This window comes from Treponema lecithinolyticum ATCC 700332 (assembly GCA_000468055.1).
Taxonomy (GTDB): Bacteria; Spirochaetota; Spirochaetia; order Treponematales; family Treponemataceae; genus Treponema_C; species Treponema_C lecithinolyticum.
The window spans coordinates 1-18,268 of record KI260569.1 but is presented as its reverse complement, the minus strand read 5'-3'; the positions used below and the strand labels follow the sequence as shown (position 1 = coordinate 18,268).

Below are 18,268 nucleotides of genomic sequence, written 5' to 3'. Positions count from 1 at the left end.
TTTTTTTTCAATGTAATATACTCAGGATACTAATGAGGAATTTATTAAGGAGCACTGAATGACAAAGACAAAGTTTGTCTATTTTTTCGGCAGCGGAAAAGCCGAAGGCGATGCGTCTATGAAAGATGCGCTCGGCGGAAAGGGGGCAAATCTTGCCGAAATGACTAATTTGGGTATTCCGGTACCGCCCGGTTTTACCATTTCAACCGAAGTTTGTAAATTATACTACGAAAATGGGAAAAAATATCCTGAAACGCTCAATGCGGAAGTAAGCGAGCACTTACAGCGTTTGGAAAAATTGATGGGTAAAAAACTCGGAGATGCCGAAGATCCCTTGTTGGTTTCGGTGCGTTCCGGTGCTGCCTTGTCCATGCCCGGTATGATGGACACTATTTTGAATTTGGGAATGAACGACAAAGCTGTTGAAGGATTGTCGGCAAAAACAAAAAATCCCCGCTTTGCATGGGATGCATATCGGCGTTTTATTCAAATGTTCGGCGACGTTGCAATGGGAGTCCCTGCAGAAGAGTTTGAAAATATTTTAACCGATGTAAAAACTTCAAAAGGTGTAAAACTGGATACAGAGCTTGACAGCGAAGACTTAAAACAAGTGGTTGCGCAGTATAAAGCCGTGTATAAAAAACATACAGGCAACGATTTTCCTCAAAATCCGGTTGACCAAATGTGGGGCGCAATCAATGCCGTATTCGGTTCGTGGATGAACGAACGCGCTATAAAATACCGCGCTTTAAACAGTATCCGCGGACTTGCCGGAACTGCGGTAAATATTCAATCAATGGTATTCGGTAACTTCGGAAACGATTCGGGTACCGGTGTTTGTTTTAGCCGCGACCCGTCTACCGGCGAAAATAAATTTTACGGCGAATATTTAATGAATGCGCAAGGCGAAGACGTTGTAGCCGGAATCCGCACCCCTGAAACAATCGATAAGCTTGCCGGAGAAAACAAAGAAGTGTATGCCGAGCTGGTTGCCATACGGGACCGGCTCGAAAAACACTACCGCGATATGCAGGATATGGAATTTACCGTACAGCAGGGCAAATTGTTTATTTTGCAAACGAGAAGCGGTAAACGTACCGGACAAGCGGCGGTAAAATGCGCTGTCGATATGGTCGAAGAAAAGCTTATAGATAAAAAGACTGCCGTTATGCGTGTGTCTCCTGAACAGCTCGATCAGCTTTTGCACCCCATGATAGACCCCGCTGCGGTAAAAAAAGTACAACCGCTTACCAAAGGTTTAAACGCTTCGCCGGGGGCTGCATGCGGTCAAATTGTATACACGGCAGACGAAGCGGATTCGTGGGTACAAAAAGGACACAAAGTTATTTTGGTGCGCAAAGATACCAGCCCCGAAGATATTACCGGTATGGCGGTATCCGAAGGTGTATTAACCGCTACCGGCGGTATGACCAGCCATGCCGCCGTCGTTGCGCGCGGTATGGGAACTCCCTGCGTATGCGGCGCTTCGGAAGTGCTTTTTTCAGGCGCGGAAGTGTTTATAAACGGTAAAAGTTTTCAGCGCGGAGATTTTATTACTATAGACGGTTCTACCGGCTGTGTGTACGAAGGTCAACTGCCGCTTACCGATGCCGAAATTTCGGACAGATTAAACACCTTCCTCGGCTGGTGCGATGAAGTGCGCAATGCTTCGTTGCGCACCGGTACCGATGGTAATGCCATAAAAGGTTTTAGCGTGCGTGCAAATGCCGACCAGCCTTCCGATGCCAAGCACGCGTTCGATTTCGGCGCCGAAGGTATAGGGCTGTGCCGCACCGAACACATGTTTTTTGACCGCGATAAGTTAATACACTTCCGCGCGATGATTGCTTCGGATACGGAAGAACAGCGCCGCGAAGCTTTATCGAATATTTTACCGCTGCAAAAAAAGGATTTTGTGGGTATTTTTGAAGCTATGAACGGACGTCCGGTAACCGTGCGCCTTTTGGATCCGCCGCTTCACGAATTTATTCCGCACACGCAAACGGAACGCGAAGAGCTTGCCGACATTATGCACATCGATTGTCAAAAATTGTCGGCAAAATTGGATGCGTTACACGAAATGAACCCCATGCTCGGTCATCGTGGCTGCCGTTTGGCGATTACCTATCCTGAAATTTATGAAATGCAAGTTGAAGCTATTACGCGCGCCGCCGCGGACTGCATTAAACGCAAAATTGCCGTACAGTGCGAAATTATGATTCCGATTGTCTGCGACAACGACGAATTGAGTATTATACGCGGACAAGCGCAAGCGATTATCAACCGTATTTTTGAAGAAGAAAAAGTAAAGTTCGACATAAAAATCGGTACGATGATTGAAGTTCCGCGTGCGGCGCTGCTTGCCGATAAACTTGCCGAATATGCGGATTTTTTCAGTTTCGGCACAAACGACTTAACCCAAATGACCTTTGCGTTCAGCCGCGACGATGCGGGAAAATTCCTTACTTCGTACTTGGTAAAAGACGTATTGATGAACGATCCGTTTAAAACCCTTGATGAAGAAGGGGTAGGCGAACTGATAAACATTGCCCGCCGAAAATCGCGGAGCGTAAAGCCCGAGTTAAAGCTGGGGATTTGCGGCGAACACGGAGGAGATCCGGATACCATCGATTTTTGCTACCGAGCCGGCTTAAACTACGTGTCTTGCTCTCCGTACCGCGTTCCAATCGCTCGTTTGGCTGCCGCTCAAGCGGTTATCCGCAACGGTTAAACTTTTTTGCCGGCTACGGCGGCTGATTGTCCGTTTTAAAAGCTGAGCACTTTTTTTGACGGTTTGCCGCCGTACCGTACTGTCGGCATAAGGTTGACAGATATGGGCAAGGGTTGACAAAGGAACGCAAACAATGCAAAATAATACAAAAGTATTCGTGTACACGAGGAGTTTGCGGTGAAAGACGATATTCTCACAATAGAAGAAGTTGCAAAATATTTGAGGGTTTCGGAACGAACCGTGTACGACTGGGCGCAAAAGGGGGAAATCCCTTCGGGTAAAATAGGAACCGTATGGCGCTTTAAAAAATCGGAAATTGAAAATTGGGTAAACGAACGCCTTTCCGGCGGTACTAAACCGGCTTCATCGGGGAACCGCATTCAGGTAAAAAATATTCTTTCTCCGGATAGAATAATTTTTTTAAATCATTCTACAAAACACGATGCACTCATTGAACTTGCAGAGAATTTAACTACCGCTCCGCAAGTAAAAGATGCGCAGGAATTATCGAGCGAAATTTTAAAGCGCGAAGAATTAATGTCTACCGCTATCGGCTGTTCCATTGCCATTCCCCACGTGCGCTTGGCATCCGTTACCGACCTTGTTATGTCTGTCGGTATCAGTAAAGTCGATATTATTGATTTTCAAACGATAGACGATATGCCCGTGCGACTTTTGTTTATGATTGCCGCAGCATACAATCAGCATGCGTATTATTTGCAAACATTGTCGTTTTTTAGCACTAAATTAAAAAATCAGGATTTACGCAACGGGTTACTCAAATCTTCTTCGGCTTCCGAAGCATATAAATTGCTTACGCAGGAAGATTGGAATTCGGCAAGTTCCGTTTTAGCTGCCGCATTGATGAGCTAAAAAAGTCCGCTTATTGCTATCCATTTGGACATATCGCTCATATCTTGCGGCACTAAGCCGATGTCCACTTTTCCGGTTGTTTCTCCCAATAAATAGCGGATACCGTTTTCTTCGAGGCGCGCGCCTTTTCCCGGTATGTCTATACCGAACAAAGCATGGCTGTATTCGGCGGACACAAACATCATTGTTTTGTAATTCATCTGCGACATTAGGACTGCGAGTAAAAGCGCACGGCTGTCGCAATCGGAAGCTTTTCCCGTAAGGATTGCAGGAAGTGCGGTAAAATCGCTCGAATTTTGTTCTCTTTCGTATGGGAAGTTTTGAACCCAGCTGAGAAGGGTTTGTGCCAAAGCTCTGTCGGCATCTTCTTGCGCTTTTGTGCTGCCGGAACCGGAGTTTCCTGTTCCGGAGCTGCTGCCCGTACCGGTCTTGCCGATGTTTTCTGCACCGGTTTTGCTCGCACCTGTGTTTCCCGTGCTTGCCGTGCCGAGTGCGTTGTATACACAAAAGGCGGTTTTTTCGAGCCGTTTGTATGAATCGCGATATACCATGCGGTAATAGCGCTGCCACGCTTTTTTCCACAGCGGACTTGAGGCAAAGGCTTTCAAAACCGCGTATTCGCGTTCAATTACAAATTCGCTTGCTTCAATGTCCGAGCTGTCGATAGCTGTTTGTATGTTTTTACCGCCGATTTTGAGTGTAACGGGCATATCGCCTTGTTTGGGGTATGCGTATGAAGTAAGAATACCGATTTCGTGCAGAGCGCCGGCGTCCGGAGAAAAAGCGTCGATTGCGGAAACAATCAATTGCTGCAGCGCTTCAAAGTTTTGGCTCGGACAATAACATAAAAGCAGGGTTAAACCTTTGTTTGCTTCAAGCGGTGTGCACGCAGCCCAACCTCGGTAGCTAACGCCTGCAAGCTGCATATCAAAAAGGGAAAGGGCACATTCGTTTGAGCGCCAGTGTATTTTTTCTATGTCGCCTGATGCCTTTAGCTTTTGTAAAGATGTTTTGACTGCTTCTTCGGTGTTTGCATAGCGTCCTTTTTTCCACGATTGAATAACGAGTGTCGCCGGAAAAAGGCTGTGCACAAATTGATAGTTTTCTTTTCCCTGTTTGGCGCTCAGTTCAAAGCCTTCGGGAATGTCTATGTAGTAGCCCCAGGTGGGAGAATGCAGTTGTTCTGCATATACTGCAGCTGTAGCACATGCGATTAAAAGAATACTGAGCAGCGCCGCTTTTGCGGCATTTTTACGTATTGAATTCATTTTACATCCTTTTGCAGCGCGGTGTAATAGGTGTAATAATAAAGCATACCCTTGCGGCAAATCAATTTATTCCATATACTTTTTCGGATGATTTTATTGCCGATTATATATGAAAATAATGAAATTCGTATTATAAATAAACCTTCCGGTCTTGCGGTTCAAGGCGGCTCAGGGGTGAGCTTTTCGGTAGATACCGTGCTTGCCGAACAAACAAAAAGCAAAGTGTACCTTGTACACCGTTTGGATAAGGATACCGCCGGTCTTTTGATTACGGCAAAAAATCCTGCGGCAGCTTCAAAGTGGACGAATTTGATAGCGTCGAAAGCGGTAACAAAAGAATATTACGCTGTGTGTGCCGGAAGTTTTTTTAAGCGCTCCGGCACTATCGATTCGGCAGTTGAATATAAAAAAAAGCAAAAAAGCGCGCTGACGTATTTTACGGTAGAAAAATCTGCCGATGTGTGTTTGAGCGGAGCGCCCAGTGCACCCGAATCGTTTAGCTCGCTTAAAGCGTTCGGCGCGCCTGCAGCCGAAACTGCGAGCGGCGGCGTTTTTACGGACGGATCCGCCGTCCGGCTTTCTTTAGTCCGTTTAACGCTGGGAACCGGACGTATGCATCAATTACGTATTCACCTTGCCGCACAAGGAGCGCCTATTGCCGGCGACGATAAATACGGAGATTTTAAATTAAACCGTGTGCTGCGCAGCGCTTTCGGCATAAAAAAACTGCACCTTGCCGCCGTATGTTTGCGCTTTAGCGAAGCTGCAGGTAAGGTGCCGCCTCGTATCGATATACCGCTTCCCGATCACATAGTACATACGCTGTCGCTTTTTTAGAAGAATGTGTATTTCCTCTTGATAGAATCGGCGAAAACATATAACATGGAATAATTATGGAGAGGATCAACATTACCCGCTCATATCTTGAAACTCTGTCGTCTGAGGATTTAAACAATTTAGCGGATGATTACGGTATCGATATGCCGGAAGATTTAAATCGGCGCTTTGTTATTTCCGAACTTTTGGAAGCGGCTGCCGAATACGACAAACCTCCCATTCCCGATTTACAGGAAAGTGAAAAAAAAGCGGACAAAGCACAACAAACGGAACTGCCCGCTTCGTACAACGAAAACAAAGTGTACGCCGTGCTTTGCAATCCGGTGTGGTGTTATGTATGTTGGGATATTAAAAATTCCGATTTCCATAAAATAGCTAAAATGCCGTCGTTCGACGGTTTTGTGCTGCATGTGTTTTGTTTTACCGATACTTCGGATAAAAAACCTGCGGACGAATTCGATATATCGGTTGCAAATAAAGACAGAGAACAGTATGTTTTGCTGTCATTTTGTGCGAGTGCAATCCGTATTGCTTTGCGGGCAAAAATAAAAAAACATACGGATATGCAGCTTGCTTGTTCCGACTTAATTTTACTTCCCCGGCGGCACGGCAGCATCGATGCCGATTCAATTTATCAGGACTTTGATCCGGTATTTGTTTTGTCCGGTTTGCCCGATTTACTTCGTTTTCATTACAACGAACACCGTCAATCTTTGCTTTTCGGCGTATAACATATGCAAAAACGAAAACTGAAAAAATCTTTAGCTTTTGTATTGGTTGCTCATCAACCCTATACCCGCTGCCTTAAGCAGGATATTCCCGATATATGGAATAATACGCTTTTTCCCGCGATTACCGATACCTATATTCCGCTGCTGCGCATGATGAAAAATCTGGAAAAAGATAAAATACCTTTTCATTTTTCGTTGGTAATCAGCCCCCCGCTTTGTGCGTTGTTGGACGATCCGCTCGTTCAAGAAGAATACGCTTTGTATTTGGATAAATTGATTGACATAGGCGAGCGGGAAATTGAGCGCGTAAAAGACGAGCGGACGCTGGCTTCGTTGGCAAAAAATTATGTTAAGCAATTAAAAGACAAAAAGCATTTTTTTGCTGACCTGTGTCAGGGAATGCTTTTACCGCAGTTTGCGCAATTTGCTTCATCGGGATACATAGAACTGCTTGCGACGGCAGCTTCGTTTTGCTTTTTACCGCACTATGCAAGTATTCCTGAAGCGATAGATGCTCAAATTGAAGCGGGCTTAATATCGCACCGCAACTATTTCGGCGCGCGGGCGGAAGGTTTTTGGCTGCCGTCTATGGGCTATACCAACGGTTTGGAAAAAAATATCCGTAAATACGGTTTTGCATACACTGTGCTCGATTCCCACGGTTTTTTATTTGCCGACCCCTTGCCGCAAAAGGGGATATTTGCCCCTGCGCAATGTGCGAATTCTCTTAACGTTTTCGGGCGCGATCCTAAAACGCCTTTTGATATAGCCGAAGCTTTTGCGTCAAATCCGGTGTACCGCAATCAAAACAGGGATATCGGCTTTGAAGCGTCTGCAGCCGCTTTAAACGGATTTTGGGCAGGACGTAAAAAGCGCTGCGCTACCGGTTTAAAATACTGGTCGCAAAAAGACCGGGACAGCGTTTACAATTTGCATGCGGCGGACAAACAAACACTGTGCGACGCCCGCTCGTTTTTAGACGAAAAAGTACAGCGTTTGGAAAAGGCTGCCGTACAATTGGGAACAGATGTTTCTTTAGTGTGCACCGTACGTGCCCGTTCTTTGGGGCAAAATTGGTACGAGGGCATAAAGTGGCTGGAACAAGTATTTAGAGCGGCAGCCGAGTGCACCGACATTACATGCAAGCAGTGCGTGCATCTTTTAAAAGATTCCGAAGAAGTGCAAAAAATACGGCCGTTTATGAGCGCTGCCGAAGGTTCCGGTTTTGCCGAAAATTTATTGGACCGCTCGAACAGCAATATGTTCCGCTACGCTTTAAAGGCTGCCGAGCGTATGATTGATTTGGCAGGACGTTTTCCGAAAGATACCGGATTAAAAGAGCGCTCGCTTAATTTGGCGGCACGGCAAATCTTTGTTGCTCAAAGTTCCGATTGGCCGCGCATGGTGCACGAAAATATGCATGCGGACTATGCGGCAAGAATTTTCAAACACGCCGTGCTCGGCTTTTCTACAGTATATGATTCTTTGGGAGCAAATTGTATCAGTACCGAATGGCTTACCACTACTGAAAAAGATTATCCGTTTTTTCCTTGGATAAACTACCGGATATTCGGTAAAAAGCGCTAAAAACACCCCACCGACAAAGCAGCAGAGATACGAGCGCTTTTGCAAAACCGGCACAAAATACAATCTTTGTGCGCTTAGTACAGTTTTTGCACATCGCGTATTTTTTTTCTTAAAGCAATTGAATTTTGTGCCGTTGTAATTCCCTGTTTTGCAGGGTCAAAGCGCGGAAATAATACAAGTACTTCTTTCCATTTTTCAATTGCTTTTTCAAATTCGCCTTGGGTGTAGTAATCTATGCCTTCAATGTAGAGTTTGTCGGCACGGTTTTGCAATACTTTTCTTCCTCCGTCGCCGAAATCCATTTTTACCGCCAAACTCAGTTTGTTTATCGGATTTAAAGACGAAGTTAAATCAAGCGAATATGTTGCGTTAAAGCTCAGTTTTTTCCAAGCTAAAGATGAGCCGAAGCTTATTTTAGGATTTGCGCCTTTTAACAGTATGCCCGCTTGCAAAGCAAAAAAATCGGTGATGTTTACTTCCGTTCCCGCTGCAATACTCCAGCGTTCTGATTTTTTGGGATTATACATATTAAGCGGCTGGCGGAAATCTGCAGTAAAAACAAGATTTTCGATTATCCTGTATGCAATACCGGCGGAAAAATCAGTCGGCAGCGGATCGTCCAACACAACTTTTTTTCCAAAGCCTGTCCACGAACATCCCGCATTGTGCATTGCAAAACCGATATTAAAGTTCGGATCGCGTGAAGTGTATAGTTTTCCTATGTTAAAGCGGAGCAATACTCCAACGTCCGCCATCAAAGCGAGTCCCGATTGCACAAGACCGCTGTCGCTTATAATATGACCGGTAAGATTATCGCTGTAGTCGGGTACGCCCCTAAATGAAGTTTTAAGGTTGGTACCGAGCGCAATTCCTTTAAACGTGTAACCGGCTAAAAAATTATACGATCCGTTAAAAGCTGCCGTGGTTTCCGAATAATATCCTTTTGAGGCGCGCCCGCCGAAAATATTGTATTCGGTAAAGGGTACGTAAAAACTTTTTAAAGCGCTGCCCCAGCCGAAGTTTCCGTTGCGCCGTGTAAAAGCTGCAGTATCTACGGCGGAGTCTGCAATCCAAAAATTGTGAAAAAGCGCTGCTTCGGTGTGTTCAAGTACACAGCTTGCTGCAGGGTTGTATTCAAAAAACGATACGTCGTCTGCCATAGCGGTAAAAGCGCTTCCCATTGCTTCGCAGCGACCGCCGTAGGGGATGTGCAGTGAGCGGAACGAGGTAAGAGCGGCGTTCGGATCTTTTAATAAACCGAATGCTTTAATAATCGATTCATGGACTGTGCCGTTTTCAGCTGCGCTTAAAAAAGCTGATGCGAACGTACAAAAGCCGAGTATGCAAAAAAATATTTTTTTTATGTGCATATACATGCGTACAGTCATTACATTAAGCATACTCTATTTTCGGAATTTTTTCACTACTTTTTATCTAAAAGAAACCGAAAATAATACAGAAAATGGATACTTTTAAATATTGTGGATTTGTGTTATAATAAAACAAATGGGAGCCGTGTATTAAAAAACGAACAGCAGCCGTTATTTTTATTTTTCTCGTCGCTTTGAATATATCGCCGCGTACAAAAAGCGAGGGCGGTTTGTCGGGCGTTGATGCGCTTATTGAAGAGGGGCGTTTGGACGAAGCGCTTACGATAATAAGTGCGTACATACAAAAAAATCCCAAAGATTTTGACGGCGCGCAACGGAAAATAAAAAGAATTTTAAAAATGCGCGGTGATTATATCGGTCTTACCGAAGATTTATTGCGTGTTATTGTTGACGAACCGCTTAACGACGAAAAAAAACTGTTTCTTATCGCACGCCTCGAAAGCCGTGAAAAAGCTTTGGGGGAAGAAGAGCTGCGTTTTATTAAAGAAACAAAAACAGCTGCGCAGTTTACCTATTACCGCGCCGTATTTGACGGTATTATGGATGATGGTGCCCGGCTTTTAACACAAAAACGCTATACCGCCGCTGCGCGCCGCTTTGCCGACGGGTTTACCATTTATCAAGCGGAGTTTTTTGAAAAACATCAAGACAGTGAACTGGGCAAAGAAGTAAAAAACAAACTGCAAAATATATTTAGCGCATTGAATGAATATGAAAGCATAAAAATGCGCTGTCCAATGCCTTTGAACGTTTTAATTCCGATTTGCGTGCTTACGATATAGGTTCTTCGCTCAATTCATATAAAACGCTTGAAGAACTTTTAAAAAAATATGCGGCAATGCGTAATGTGCACATGCAAGCGGGAACCTATTTTCGGGATGTTTTTTTGGATATGCAAAAAAAACAGCCTGAATTAACCGAAGCTTCTTTTTTACCCTTTGCATACCGCTTGCTGTTGGGGCGCGAAACCAATGCCAATACGGGAATCGTTACCGCAATGGATATACAGTGGGAGCAGCTGTGTTCACGCTCCCAATCGCTTTTAACGGCGATGATAGAAAAATACACAAACGATTCGGCCGCCGATCTTGCGCAAAAAACTCCGGAACACATAGCCTCTCTTTCGGACAGTACTTTTAACCGCTTGCAAAGATTGGTGCAAGTTGACGAAATGGGCAAAAGTTTTGCCTCTTTATATGATTTGCTTACCGGCTCAAAAGCTGCCGGCAAAACTACCGTGCAAACCTATATTGCTTCTTTGGATTATCATAAAGAGTTAATCGTTGAAGCCGAGCATGTGTTTACCGAAAGCCGCAGTTTTGTTGCCGATAAAAAGCGCTATGAAGCTGTTCCTGTGCCATCGCCGGCAACATCCGTTGCCAAAGGAGCGGACAATGCGTATGCTCAAACGGTGAGTAGATACGGCGAAAAAAGGTTAAAGTCTTTACAAAGTACTGAAGTGTCTACTGCAAAACTGCGCAAAACGCGTGAAATATTTACCGTATCTTTTGCTGATTCGCAACATCTTGCTTCCGTCGATTTTACAGCTCCTCCGTGGGAAGATTTGTATTTAGCGCTTATCGGCGATTTTACCGCCGTTTCCGCCGAAAATAAAGCGCAAACCGTTGCCGCGTGGGAAAATTTATCTTCGTTTTATGCCGGTTCTTCGGCTTTGGTTAAAGAAAAATATACAAACTCTTATAACGACGCTGTTGCACTTATAAACGAAAGTTTAGACAGAAATACAGTTTCGCGCCCTGCCGAAGCTTTAATTGCTTTAAATACTATAAAAAAAGACTTGGCCTCGGATATCGATATATTAAAAGCGCGTTTTAAAGTGCTTGCCGACGCACCTGCGGTTCCGGTACGGCGCAATCCAGGCTCCGATGTTTATGCTTTGCAAGTAAGTTCTTCTTCTTCCGATATAGCCTATTTAAGCGATTTGCAAAACCGCTTGATTAAATCAGCCGAAACAGCTCAAATGCGTACTTTAATGGCGCAGCAAGCAAAAACGGATGCCGACTTAAAATATGAGCAAGCTCAAGCCGCCCTTAAGCGAGAAGACTTTACTTCCGGCAAACGCGCATTGGAAAAGGCGCGCAGTAAATACAACGAATCGCTTTTGTACCAAGATTCGGCAGAGTTACGCTTGCGTACCGACCGAAAACTTGATGAGCTCGGTCTTGAAATCGTACGGCGAGAAAACGAAAAAGTTATCCGCGACGTGCGGCGCTTGATTACCGAATCGCGCTTGCAGTATTATAACGGTAATTTTGAACAAGCCGAAGAATTGGTATTGCAAGCGGAAAGCCGTTGGTCGACTACAAACGTCGATCCGAACTCCGAATTGATGAATTTAAAAGCTCTTATCGGAAACGCGCTGTCCATACAAACGGGAAGAACCATTCCCGAAACCGACCCGCTGTATCCTGAAATGAGTCAAACGCTGCTTATTGCACATCAATACTTTGATAAAGGCAGCCAAAATTTGAAAAAAGGTTCACGTTCAAACGGTATTGCGGATCTTAAAACCGCACGTGAAAAAATAAAAGACGTACAGGTTTTATACCCGCTTAATAAAGAAGCAAGCCTTTTAACATTGCGCATAGATCAATTAACCGATCCGGATTCTTTTAAAATTCACTTTGCGCAGCGCTTTAATACGGCACGCAACGAGTATACAAGTAAAAAAGACATATACAAAGCGTATGCGGATTTAAAAGATTTATACGAAATCAATCCGGCGTATCCGAATCTTAAAAAACTGATTTACGATATAGAAGTGGATTTGGGAATCGTTATTCCGCCGCCGGACAAAAACAAGCTTGAGAGGTCGAATCAATTGGTAAACGAAGCGCGGCGTTTGTATCAAACAAAAGCGCGCGATGAAATTGCATTAAACGATGCTTTAAGCCGCTTAACCGAAGCGCTTTCGCTGAATCCGGAAAATACCGATGCGATGGTTTTGGCAGACCGGATTAAAACGGCGATGGGCGGGCAATCACTTGTTGTTCTTACGGCGGAAAAAGAAGAAATGTACCAGCAAGCGATATTGGAACTTTCCAAAGGCAATACCATTACTGCTGCCGCTATAGTCGGTGCTTTGTGGCAGGACCCCAAATTGCGCCGCTCGGCAAAAATTATCGATTTAAAACAAAAGGTGGATTCACTGCTGTGAACATGCGTGCTTCGTTTTTTAAAACGGTTTTATATATTGTTTTATTTTTTTCATTGCTGTTGCCTTTAAGCGCGCAAGAATTGTATTGGGAAAGCCCTGTGCCGCTTGGTTCGTCTGCGGGACGTTTTCCCGCGGCGGCGGAAAACGAAGGCGTGTCCGTTGTGGTGTGGCAAGAAGTTCAGGAAACGGGCGGCAATAAAGGCGAAATATGGCTTTCCGCATGCGTTTCGGTAGACGGCTCTGCTTTGCAATGGGTTATGAGGCCGCGTTTTGCAGGTCCTTTTCCCTATACCGGCAAAGTTCCCAATTTATTTTCCGTTGCCGTAGGGCGCAAGGGGCGTATTTGTGTATGTGCGCTTTCGGGCAGTAAAAGCATTTCGGTATTTACATCGGACAATTTGGGGCAAAATTTTGTTGAAACGCAGTTTGAACAAAGCGGACCTTCTGTTGTTGCACCGCGCGTTTTCAGTACCGTTTCGGGCGATTTTATGCTGTTTGCAGCGCAGGGAAACGAACAAAACTTTTCGTTAAAGTTCGCTTTATCTGCCGACGGTAAAACATGGTCGGAATTGCAAGCTTTTGCACCGTCCAAAAATTTACCCAATTCGTTTGTTCCGCATTTTAGTTCCGTTTCCGGAAAACGGGAAATGATTGTGTTTCAATCTACCTATACTGCAAATAACCGCATTACCTATCAGCTGTATTCTTCGTATACGGACAACGGAGGTTTTCGATGGAGCGAACCGGTGTTGGTTACAGCGGACTCTTCGTCCGATGTTCCCTTAAGCGGGTATACAAACCAGCGTCCGTTTTTGTACGTGTTTGACGGCAAAACCTATTTAATATGGGAGCGCTCAAAACCTTTATCTGATAAATCGGTTATCGTTTTGGCGGAGCTGACAAAAGAAGGTCGCATAAGCGGAAAGATTCAACAGCTTTCTCCCGATAATGTCGCTTCGCACCAGCCTGTTTTGTTTTCTTACCGAAACGAACTGTTTGCTTTATGGGGAGACACGCGGCGCGGTGTTGAAAAGATTTATCTTGCCCGCCAAAACGGTATGCTGTGGGAAGAATCACCCATTTCGTTAAACGGAGTATCTTCCGCTTTCGGCTGTCCGCTCGTTACTGATAAGGGTAGGGAATTGCATATTTTTTGGGAGCAAAAAATGCCGCGCGGCTATAGAGTCGCCCGTCTTTCGGCGGATCATTCGGTTTTGCCGCCGTCGTTAACGCCGCTGTCTTTTAAAAACGCAGAGCGCGCTCCCGGCGAAAAAATCAGTGCCCATATCAGCGTACCTGAAGATTCTTCCGGTATTGCCGGCTATTCATGGCTGATGAGTAAAGATCCGAAAGAAGAGCCGCCTGAACAAATTATGAATTTTTTACTGCATCCGAATGTTGTTGCTCTTGCCGGCGAAGACGGATTGTGGTACTTAAAAGTAAAAATAGCGGACAATGCGGGAAACTGGTCAAAAAGCGCTTTGTTAACTTATTACCGCGATACTACACCGCCGGAAGCGCCGCAGATAACCGCACCCGATTTGGACGATAAAGGCTATGTTAAGTCGAACAGTTTTCATATAGACTGGACAGCGGCGGACGACGACGATGTAATTGCAGGCTATACATATTCTTTGCAGTACATTGCGTCGCTGCAGGATTACCGAAAGCGCCCCAAATCTTATACCGAAAGCGCATTGGGCGCATATTCGGAAAAACTTCCTTCAAAAATTATGAGTGTATATCCGAGGGCGGATTGGAAAAATCATGAAAACGGCATATACCTTTTTTCGGTTGCGGCAGTCGATACGGCAGGAAATATCGGTAAAGTATCCCGTATACCCGTTTATTTGAATAAATACATACCGTTTACCGCAATTACGGCTGCATATACCCAAACCGATTCATACGGACGTGTTGCGCTCGATATTTTAGGCAAAGGCTTTACCGCAGGCGGTACGATTACAGCCGTTTATTTGGATCAAGACGGAAAAGCTCCTTACGATAAAGTGTTTGATTTGAACGCCGGCGATTTTAAAGTCGTTTCGGACAGAAAAATAGAAGACATTCAATTTTTTGATTTGGACAGCGGTACATACCGCATACTGTTACGTCATCCGCAGCGCGGTTTGTATGTGTCCGACCCCTTGGTAACAATTACTCAAACGGGAACGGTAAAAACGGGAAATTATACGTACCGCTTTATACCGGCTTGGAAAGAGTATATATCGTTTTACCGGTATACAGTTCAAATGAGCGATATCGTATTGTGGACGATATTTGTATTTACACTTGCAGGACTTTTTTTTACACTTCGCGGTTTGCTTGCGCTACTTAAAGATACTCTGCTGGTCGGACGGGAAGTGCGGCTTTTGATTACAGGAGATGTTATGTCGACGGAACAAAAACAAAAAGCTATTGAATTAAAACAGCGCGGAATAAGTTTAAAATATAAAATGATGTACTTTATTTCGATATTGGTTTTACTGATTGCCGCTGCGGTTTCAATCCCCTTGGGCTTTGTGTTTGTGCGCACGCAAGAAACGACGCTTGCAAAAGGATTGGAAGAGCGGGTAGCCGTCCTTATGGAAAGTTTTTCTTCCGGTGTAAAAAATTATATGCCCGGTCAAAACGTCCTTGAATTGGGACTTTTATTAAATCAAATTCAATCGATGAAAGAAATACGCTATGCAACTATTTTAGGATTGCCTGCGGACGGTACAAACACAAACGTCAATTATGTGTGGGCATCAAATGATCCGGATATCGAAAAAAAAATAGACAGCAGCACCCTTACGCTCGGTTCTTCGCGTTTTACCGATGCCGGAGTGCTTCCCATATTGCAAAAAATTGCTGAATTGAATGCCGAAGCTGAAGATCAAGTGAGTGTAATTACCAATGACATTGCTTCTTTAACTGCAGAAGGTATTGCCCTTGCTTTAAAAACGGATCCTGTATCGATTGCACGGCGCACCGACATTCAAACGGCAAACGCAGCCCTTACGCAAACGCTTACGGATAAATTGAGCAAACTGTCGGATAAAGGCGCCGGTTCCATGCCCCGGTTTAATAATATCCGTTTGGACACCGATGTAAGCGATTATTTGTTTTATAAACCGGTATTGTACCGCAAAGGGACCGAGCGCGTGTACGTGCGATCTGTTGTGCTGATGAGAATAAGCACCGAACAGCTTATAGAATCTATGCGTAAAGCTACATTTACCGTTATTTTTACTGCCGCGATTATAACTTTTATAGCCATCGTTATGGGAATTGCCGGTTCTTTAGTGCTTGCAACGGTTATTATAAATCCGATCCGCCGCATAGCTTTTCACGTAGCAATGATACGCGATACCGGAGATAAAACGGTTTTAGCCCAAAAGGAATTGGAAGTTTTAACACGAGATGAAATCGGTTTGCTGGGAGAAAATGTAAACGATATGACCCGCGCATTGGTGGAAGCTGCGGTAAATGAAAATATGCTTCTCGGTGGTAAGGAAGTGCAAAGAGCTTTTTTGCCGCTTGATGAAGTTGTGGTTGACGGTAAAAAAATAAAACAATCGGTCGGTCATTTAGACACTGAAAATGCGCAGTTTTTCGGATACTACGAAGGAGCAAAAGGCGTTTCCGGAGACTACTTCGATTTCCGCAAATTGGACGATCGCCACTACGCCGTTATAAAAGTCGACGTATCGGGTAAAGGTTCTCCTGCAGCCCTTATTATGGCGGAAGTTGCCGCTTTATTTACCGAATATTTTAATGATTGGAACTTTCAAAAAAACGGAACGAATTTGGCGCCTCTCGTATATAAAATAAACGACCACTTGGTAAACAGAAATTTGTTCGGCAAATTCGCAGCCTTTACCTTAGCCGTGTTTGACAGTGTTGCCGGAGATTTTTATTTTTGCAATGCCGGCGATAATTTAATTCACGTTTACGATGCTTCAAGTAAACAAAAAAAGACAATCGTATTGCCCAGTACTCCTACCGCAGGGGTGTTTTCTTCGGACTTGGTTGAAATGAAAGGCGGCTATCCGATTGAAAAACTGCACGTGGATAAAGGAGACGTATTATTTTTGTATACCGACGGTATTGAAGAAGCAAAGCGCTTGTACCGCGACAAAAACGGCAAAACGCTCAGATTCCGCGACGGAACAAATATAGCCGTTAGCAAAGAGCAGGAAGCAGGCTATAGCGAATACTTAAAACTGACTTCGCTAAGCCGGGATTTGCGTTCAAGTACACATTATACGGATTTTGAAAAAACCTTGAGCGCCGATCTAAAAGAGTTTTTATTAAAAAAAGCGCGGCTGATTGCAGACCCGCACTTATATGCCGATTTTTGCAAAAAGCCTCAAAAGGCGGCAAGCGAATATGTGCGGCTTTTTCCGCAAGAAAAAAAATACCGCGCCCATATTATTTCGTCAGTTAAACGCTTTATCGATTTAACCTGTCCTGAAAAAATGCTGAGCTTTATTGGTAAAATGGATAACGCTTTGTACGATTACATTATGTATATGCATACTAGAGGAGCGAGCGTTGTTGACGGAGAAGAAATGTCCGCCGAACGGGTAAACGCCGTTATTGAAGCTGTGTTTAAAAAAGGCATATATTCTTTGGTTAAAAAAAGCGATCCGGAAACGTATCAGGATTACGGATTCGATTTTGATTTTTCAAATTGCGAGAGCTCTCCGGAAGATGCCGTTATGGCGCTTGTAGCGGTGGAAAAAGTGTTCCGCTTGTACAAAGACCCGCTTGCCGGTTCTTACGATCATGCGTCAGTTGATAAAAAAGTCGATGCGTTTTTAAAAAAGCATTTTAAGCAATATCCCGTGTATTGTGCGCATCAAAGCGAACATCCGCAGCCTGCTTTACGCACTGAATATATGATATACACAGATGTAAAAGAAGATGAACAATTCGACGATCTTACGCTAGTCGCAATTAAAAAAAAGTAGTATATTTAGATTACTATGAATGATTTTTTTAATAAAATGAAAGGCTGGCTCGATAAAGGTATCGACGTTTCGCAGGATGCTCTGCTTAAAGCGGGCACTAAAGTTCAAGAATTGGGCGATAAAGGCGTAACAAAAATCGAATTAAGCCGCCTTGAACATCAGATGAAAAAAGAAATCGCTCATTTGGGATTATTGGTGTACGATTTATTTGCTTTGCAGCAAAAAGCGTCGGTAAGTGCAAAAAATACCGATGTTGTGCCCCTTGTTGCGGAAATTACGCGTTTAAAAGCGGAAATAGATAAACGTTCCGTTAAAGAAACCGGAAACTGAAATTTTTGCTTTGCCTTGCGGACTGTAGCATGAGCATAGCGAAAAAAAATCGATAAATTTATGAAAAAGAGCGATAAAGTGCTTGACATAAAATAAAGTAATATGCTATAGTCATCCCACTCGCCCTTACGGGCGGACGGTGCGCTTACACAGCGTTTCCCGTAAAATATGTGCGTAAAGCACAGGGTAATTTGAAATAAATAGGGACGGAAAAGAAAGCTGCGGTAAAAAACAGCAATGTGTTTTACCGCTTTTATGCAATGTAAATTGTATAAAAACAGCAAAGAGGTTCAATATCGTTATGCGTGAAAACGCTGACGACGTACAGGATAATCGATAAAACAATACGTCTTTTTTTTTATTTTGTCTTTTTTTTTAAGATGG

11 protein-coding genes are annotated in these 18,268 nt (G+C 44.2%); 9 read left to right on the top strand and 2 right to left on the bottom strand.

What is annotated here, in order from left to right:
• Positions 1 to 58: 58 nt before the first annotated feature.
• Positions 59 to 2,731, top strand: a complete 2,673-nt coding sequence (gene ppdK, locus HMPREF9193_RS08255) for a pyruvate, phosphate dikinase (protein WP_021687660.1) — start codon at positions 59 to 61, stop codon at positions 2,729 to 2,731.
• A gap of 177 nt (positions 2,732 to 2,908) precedes the next feature.
• Positions 2,909 to 3,604, top strand: coding sequence for a PTS sugar transporter subunit IIA (locus tag HMPREF9193_RS08250; RefSeq protein ID WP_021687659.1), 696 nt, complete (start codon positions 2,909 to 2,911; stop codon positions 3,602 to 3,604).
• Here the strand turns inward: HMPREF9193_RS08250 and HMPREF9193_RS08245 are convergent.
• Positions 3,601 to 4,872, bottom strand: coding sequence for a hypothetical protein (locus HMPREF9193_RS08245; RefSeq protein WP_021687658.1), 1,272 nt, complete (start codon positions 4,870 to 4,872; stop codon positions 3,601 to 3,603). The two genes, HMPREF9193_RS08250 and HMPREF9193_RS08245, sit on opposite strands and share 4 nt — an antisense overlap.
• Positions 4,873 to 4,959: 87 nt before the next feature.
• Here HMPREF9193_RS08245 and HMPREF9193_RS08240 point away from each other — a divergent pair, with 87 nt between their 5' ends.
• The 3 genes from HMPREF9193_RS08240 to HMPREF9193_RS08230 are packed head-to-tail and all read left to right on the top strand — an operon-like array spanning position 4,960 to position 8,027.
• Positions 4,960 to 5,709 carry an RluA family pseudouridine synthase gene (locus tag HMPREF9193_RS08240; protein ID WP_021687656.1) on the top strand — a complete coding sequence of 250 codons (750 nt, stop codon included), beginning with the start codon at positions 4,960 to 4,962 and terminating at the stop codon, positions 5,707 to 5,709.
• Positions 5,710 to 5,765: 56 nt separating this feature from the next.
• Complete coding sequence (locus HMPREF9193_RS08235; protein ID WP_021687655.1) at positions 5,766 to 6,440, top strand: DUF4912 domain-containing protein; 675 nt, start codon at positions 5,766 to 5,768, stop codon at positions 6,438 to 6,440.
• A gap of 3 nt (positions 6,441 to 6,443) precedes the next feature.
• Complete coding sequence (locus tag HMPREF9193_RS08230) at positions 6,444 to 8,027, top strand: 1,4-alpha-glucan branching protein domain-containing protein (protein ID WP_021687654.1); 1,584 nt, start codon at positions 6,444 to 6,446, stop codon at positions 8,025 to 8,027.
• 74 nt (positions 8,028 to 8,101) lie between these two features.
• On the opposite strand, the gene HMPREF9193_RS08225 is transcribed toward HMPREF9193_RS08230, so the two are convergent.
• On the bottom strand, positions 8,102 to 9,415 hold the full coding sequence (locus HMPREF9193_RS08225; RefSeq protein ID WP_040848026.1) for a UPF0164 family protein: 1,314 nt from the start codon (positions 9,413 to 9,415) through the stop codon (positions 8,102 to 8,104).
• 176 nt (positions 9,416 to 9,591) lie between these two features.
• On the opposite strand from HMPREF9193_RS08225, the gene HMPREF9193_RS08220 reads away from it, so the two are divergent.
• From HMPREF9193_RS08220 to HMPREF9193_RS08205, 4 genes are read left to right on the top strand one after another with little or no spacing between them, the layout of a single operon-like run.
• Positions 9,592 to 10,200, top strand: coding sequence for a hypothetical protein (locus HMPREF9193_RS08220; protein WP_021687652.1), 609 nt, complete (start codon positions 9,592 to 9,594; stop codon positions 10,198 to 10,200).
• A complete protein-coding gene (locus HMPREF9193_RS08215; RefSeq protein WP_021687651.1) occupies positions 10,182 to 12,596 on the top strand; it encodes a hypothetical protein in 2,415 nt (804 codons plus the stop codon). The genes HMPREF9193_RS08220 and HMPREF9193_RS08215 overlap by 19 nt, the downstream gene beginning before the upstream one ends.
• Before the next feature lie 2 nt (positions 12,597 to 12,598).
• Positions 12,599 to 17,554, top strand: coding sequence for a SpoIIE family protein phosphatase (locus HMPREF9193_RS08210; RefSeq protein ID WP_021687650.1), 4,956 nt, complete (start codon positions 12,599 to 12,601; stop codon positions 17,552 to 17,554).
• Between the two features lie 15 nt (positions 17,555 to 17,569).
• A complete protein-coding gene (locus tag HMPREF9193_RS08205; protein WP_021687649.1) occupies positions 17,570 to 17,884 on the top strand; it encodes a hypothetical protein in 315 nt (104 codons plus the stop codon).
• Positions 17,885 to 18,268: the final 384 nt, after the last annotated feature.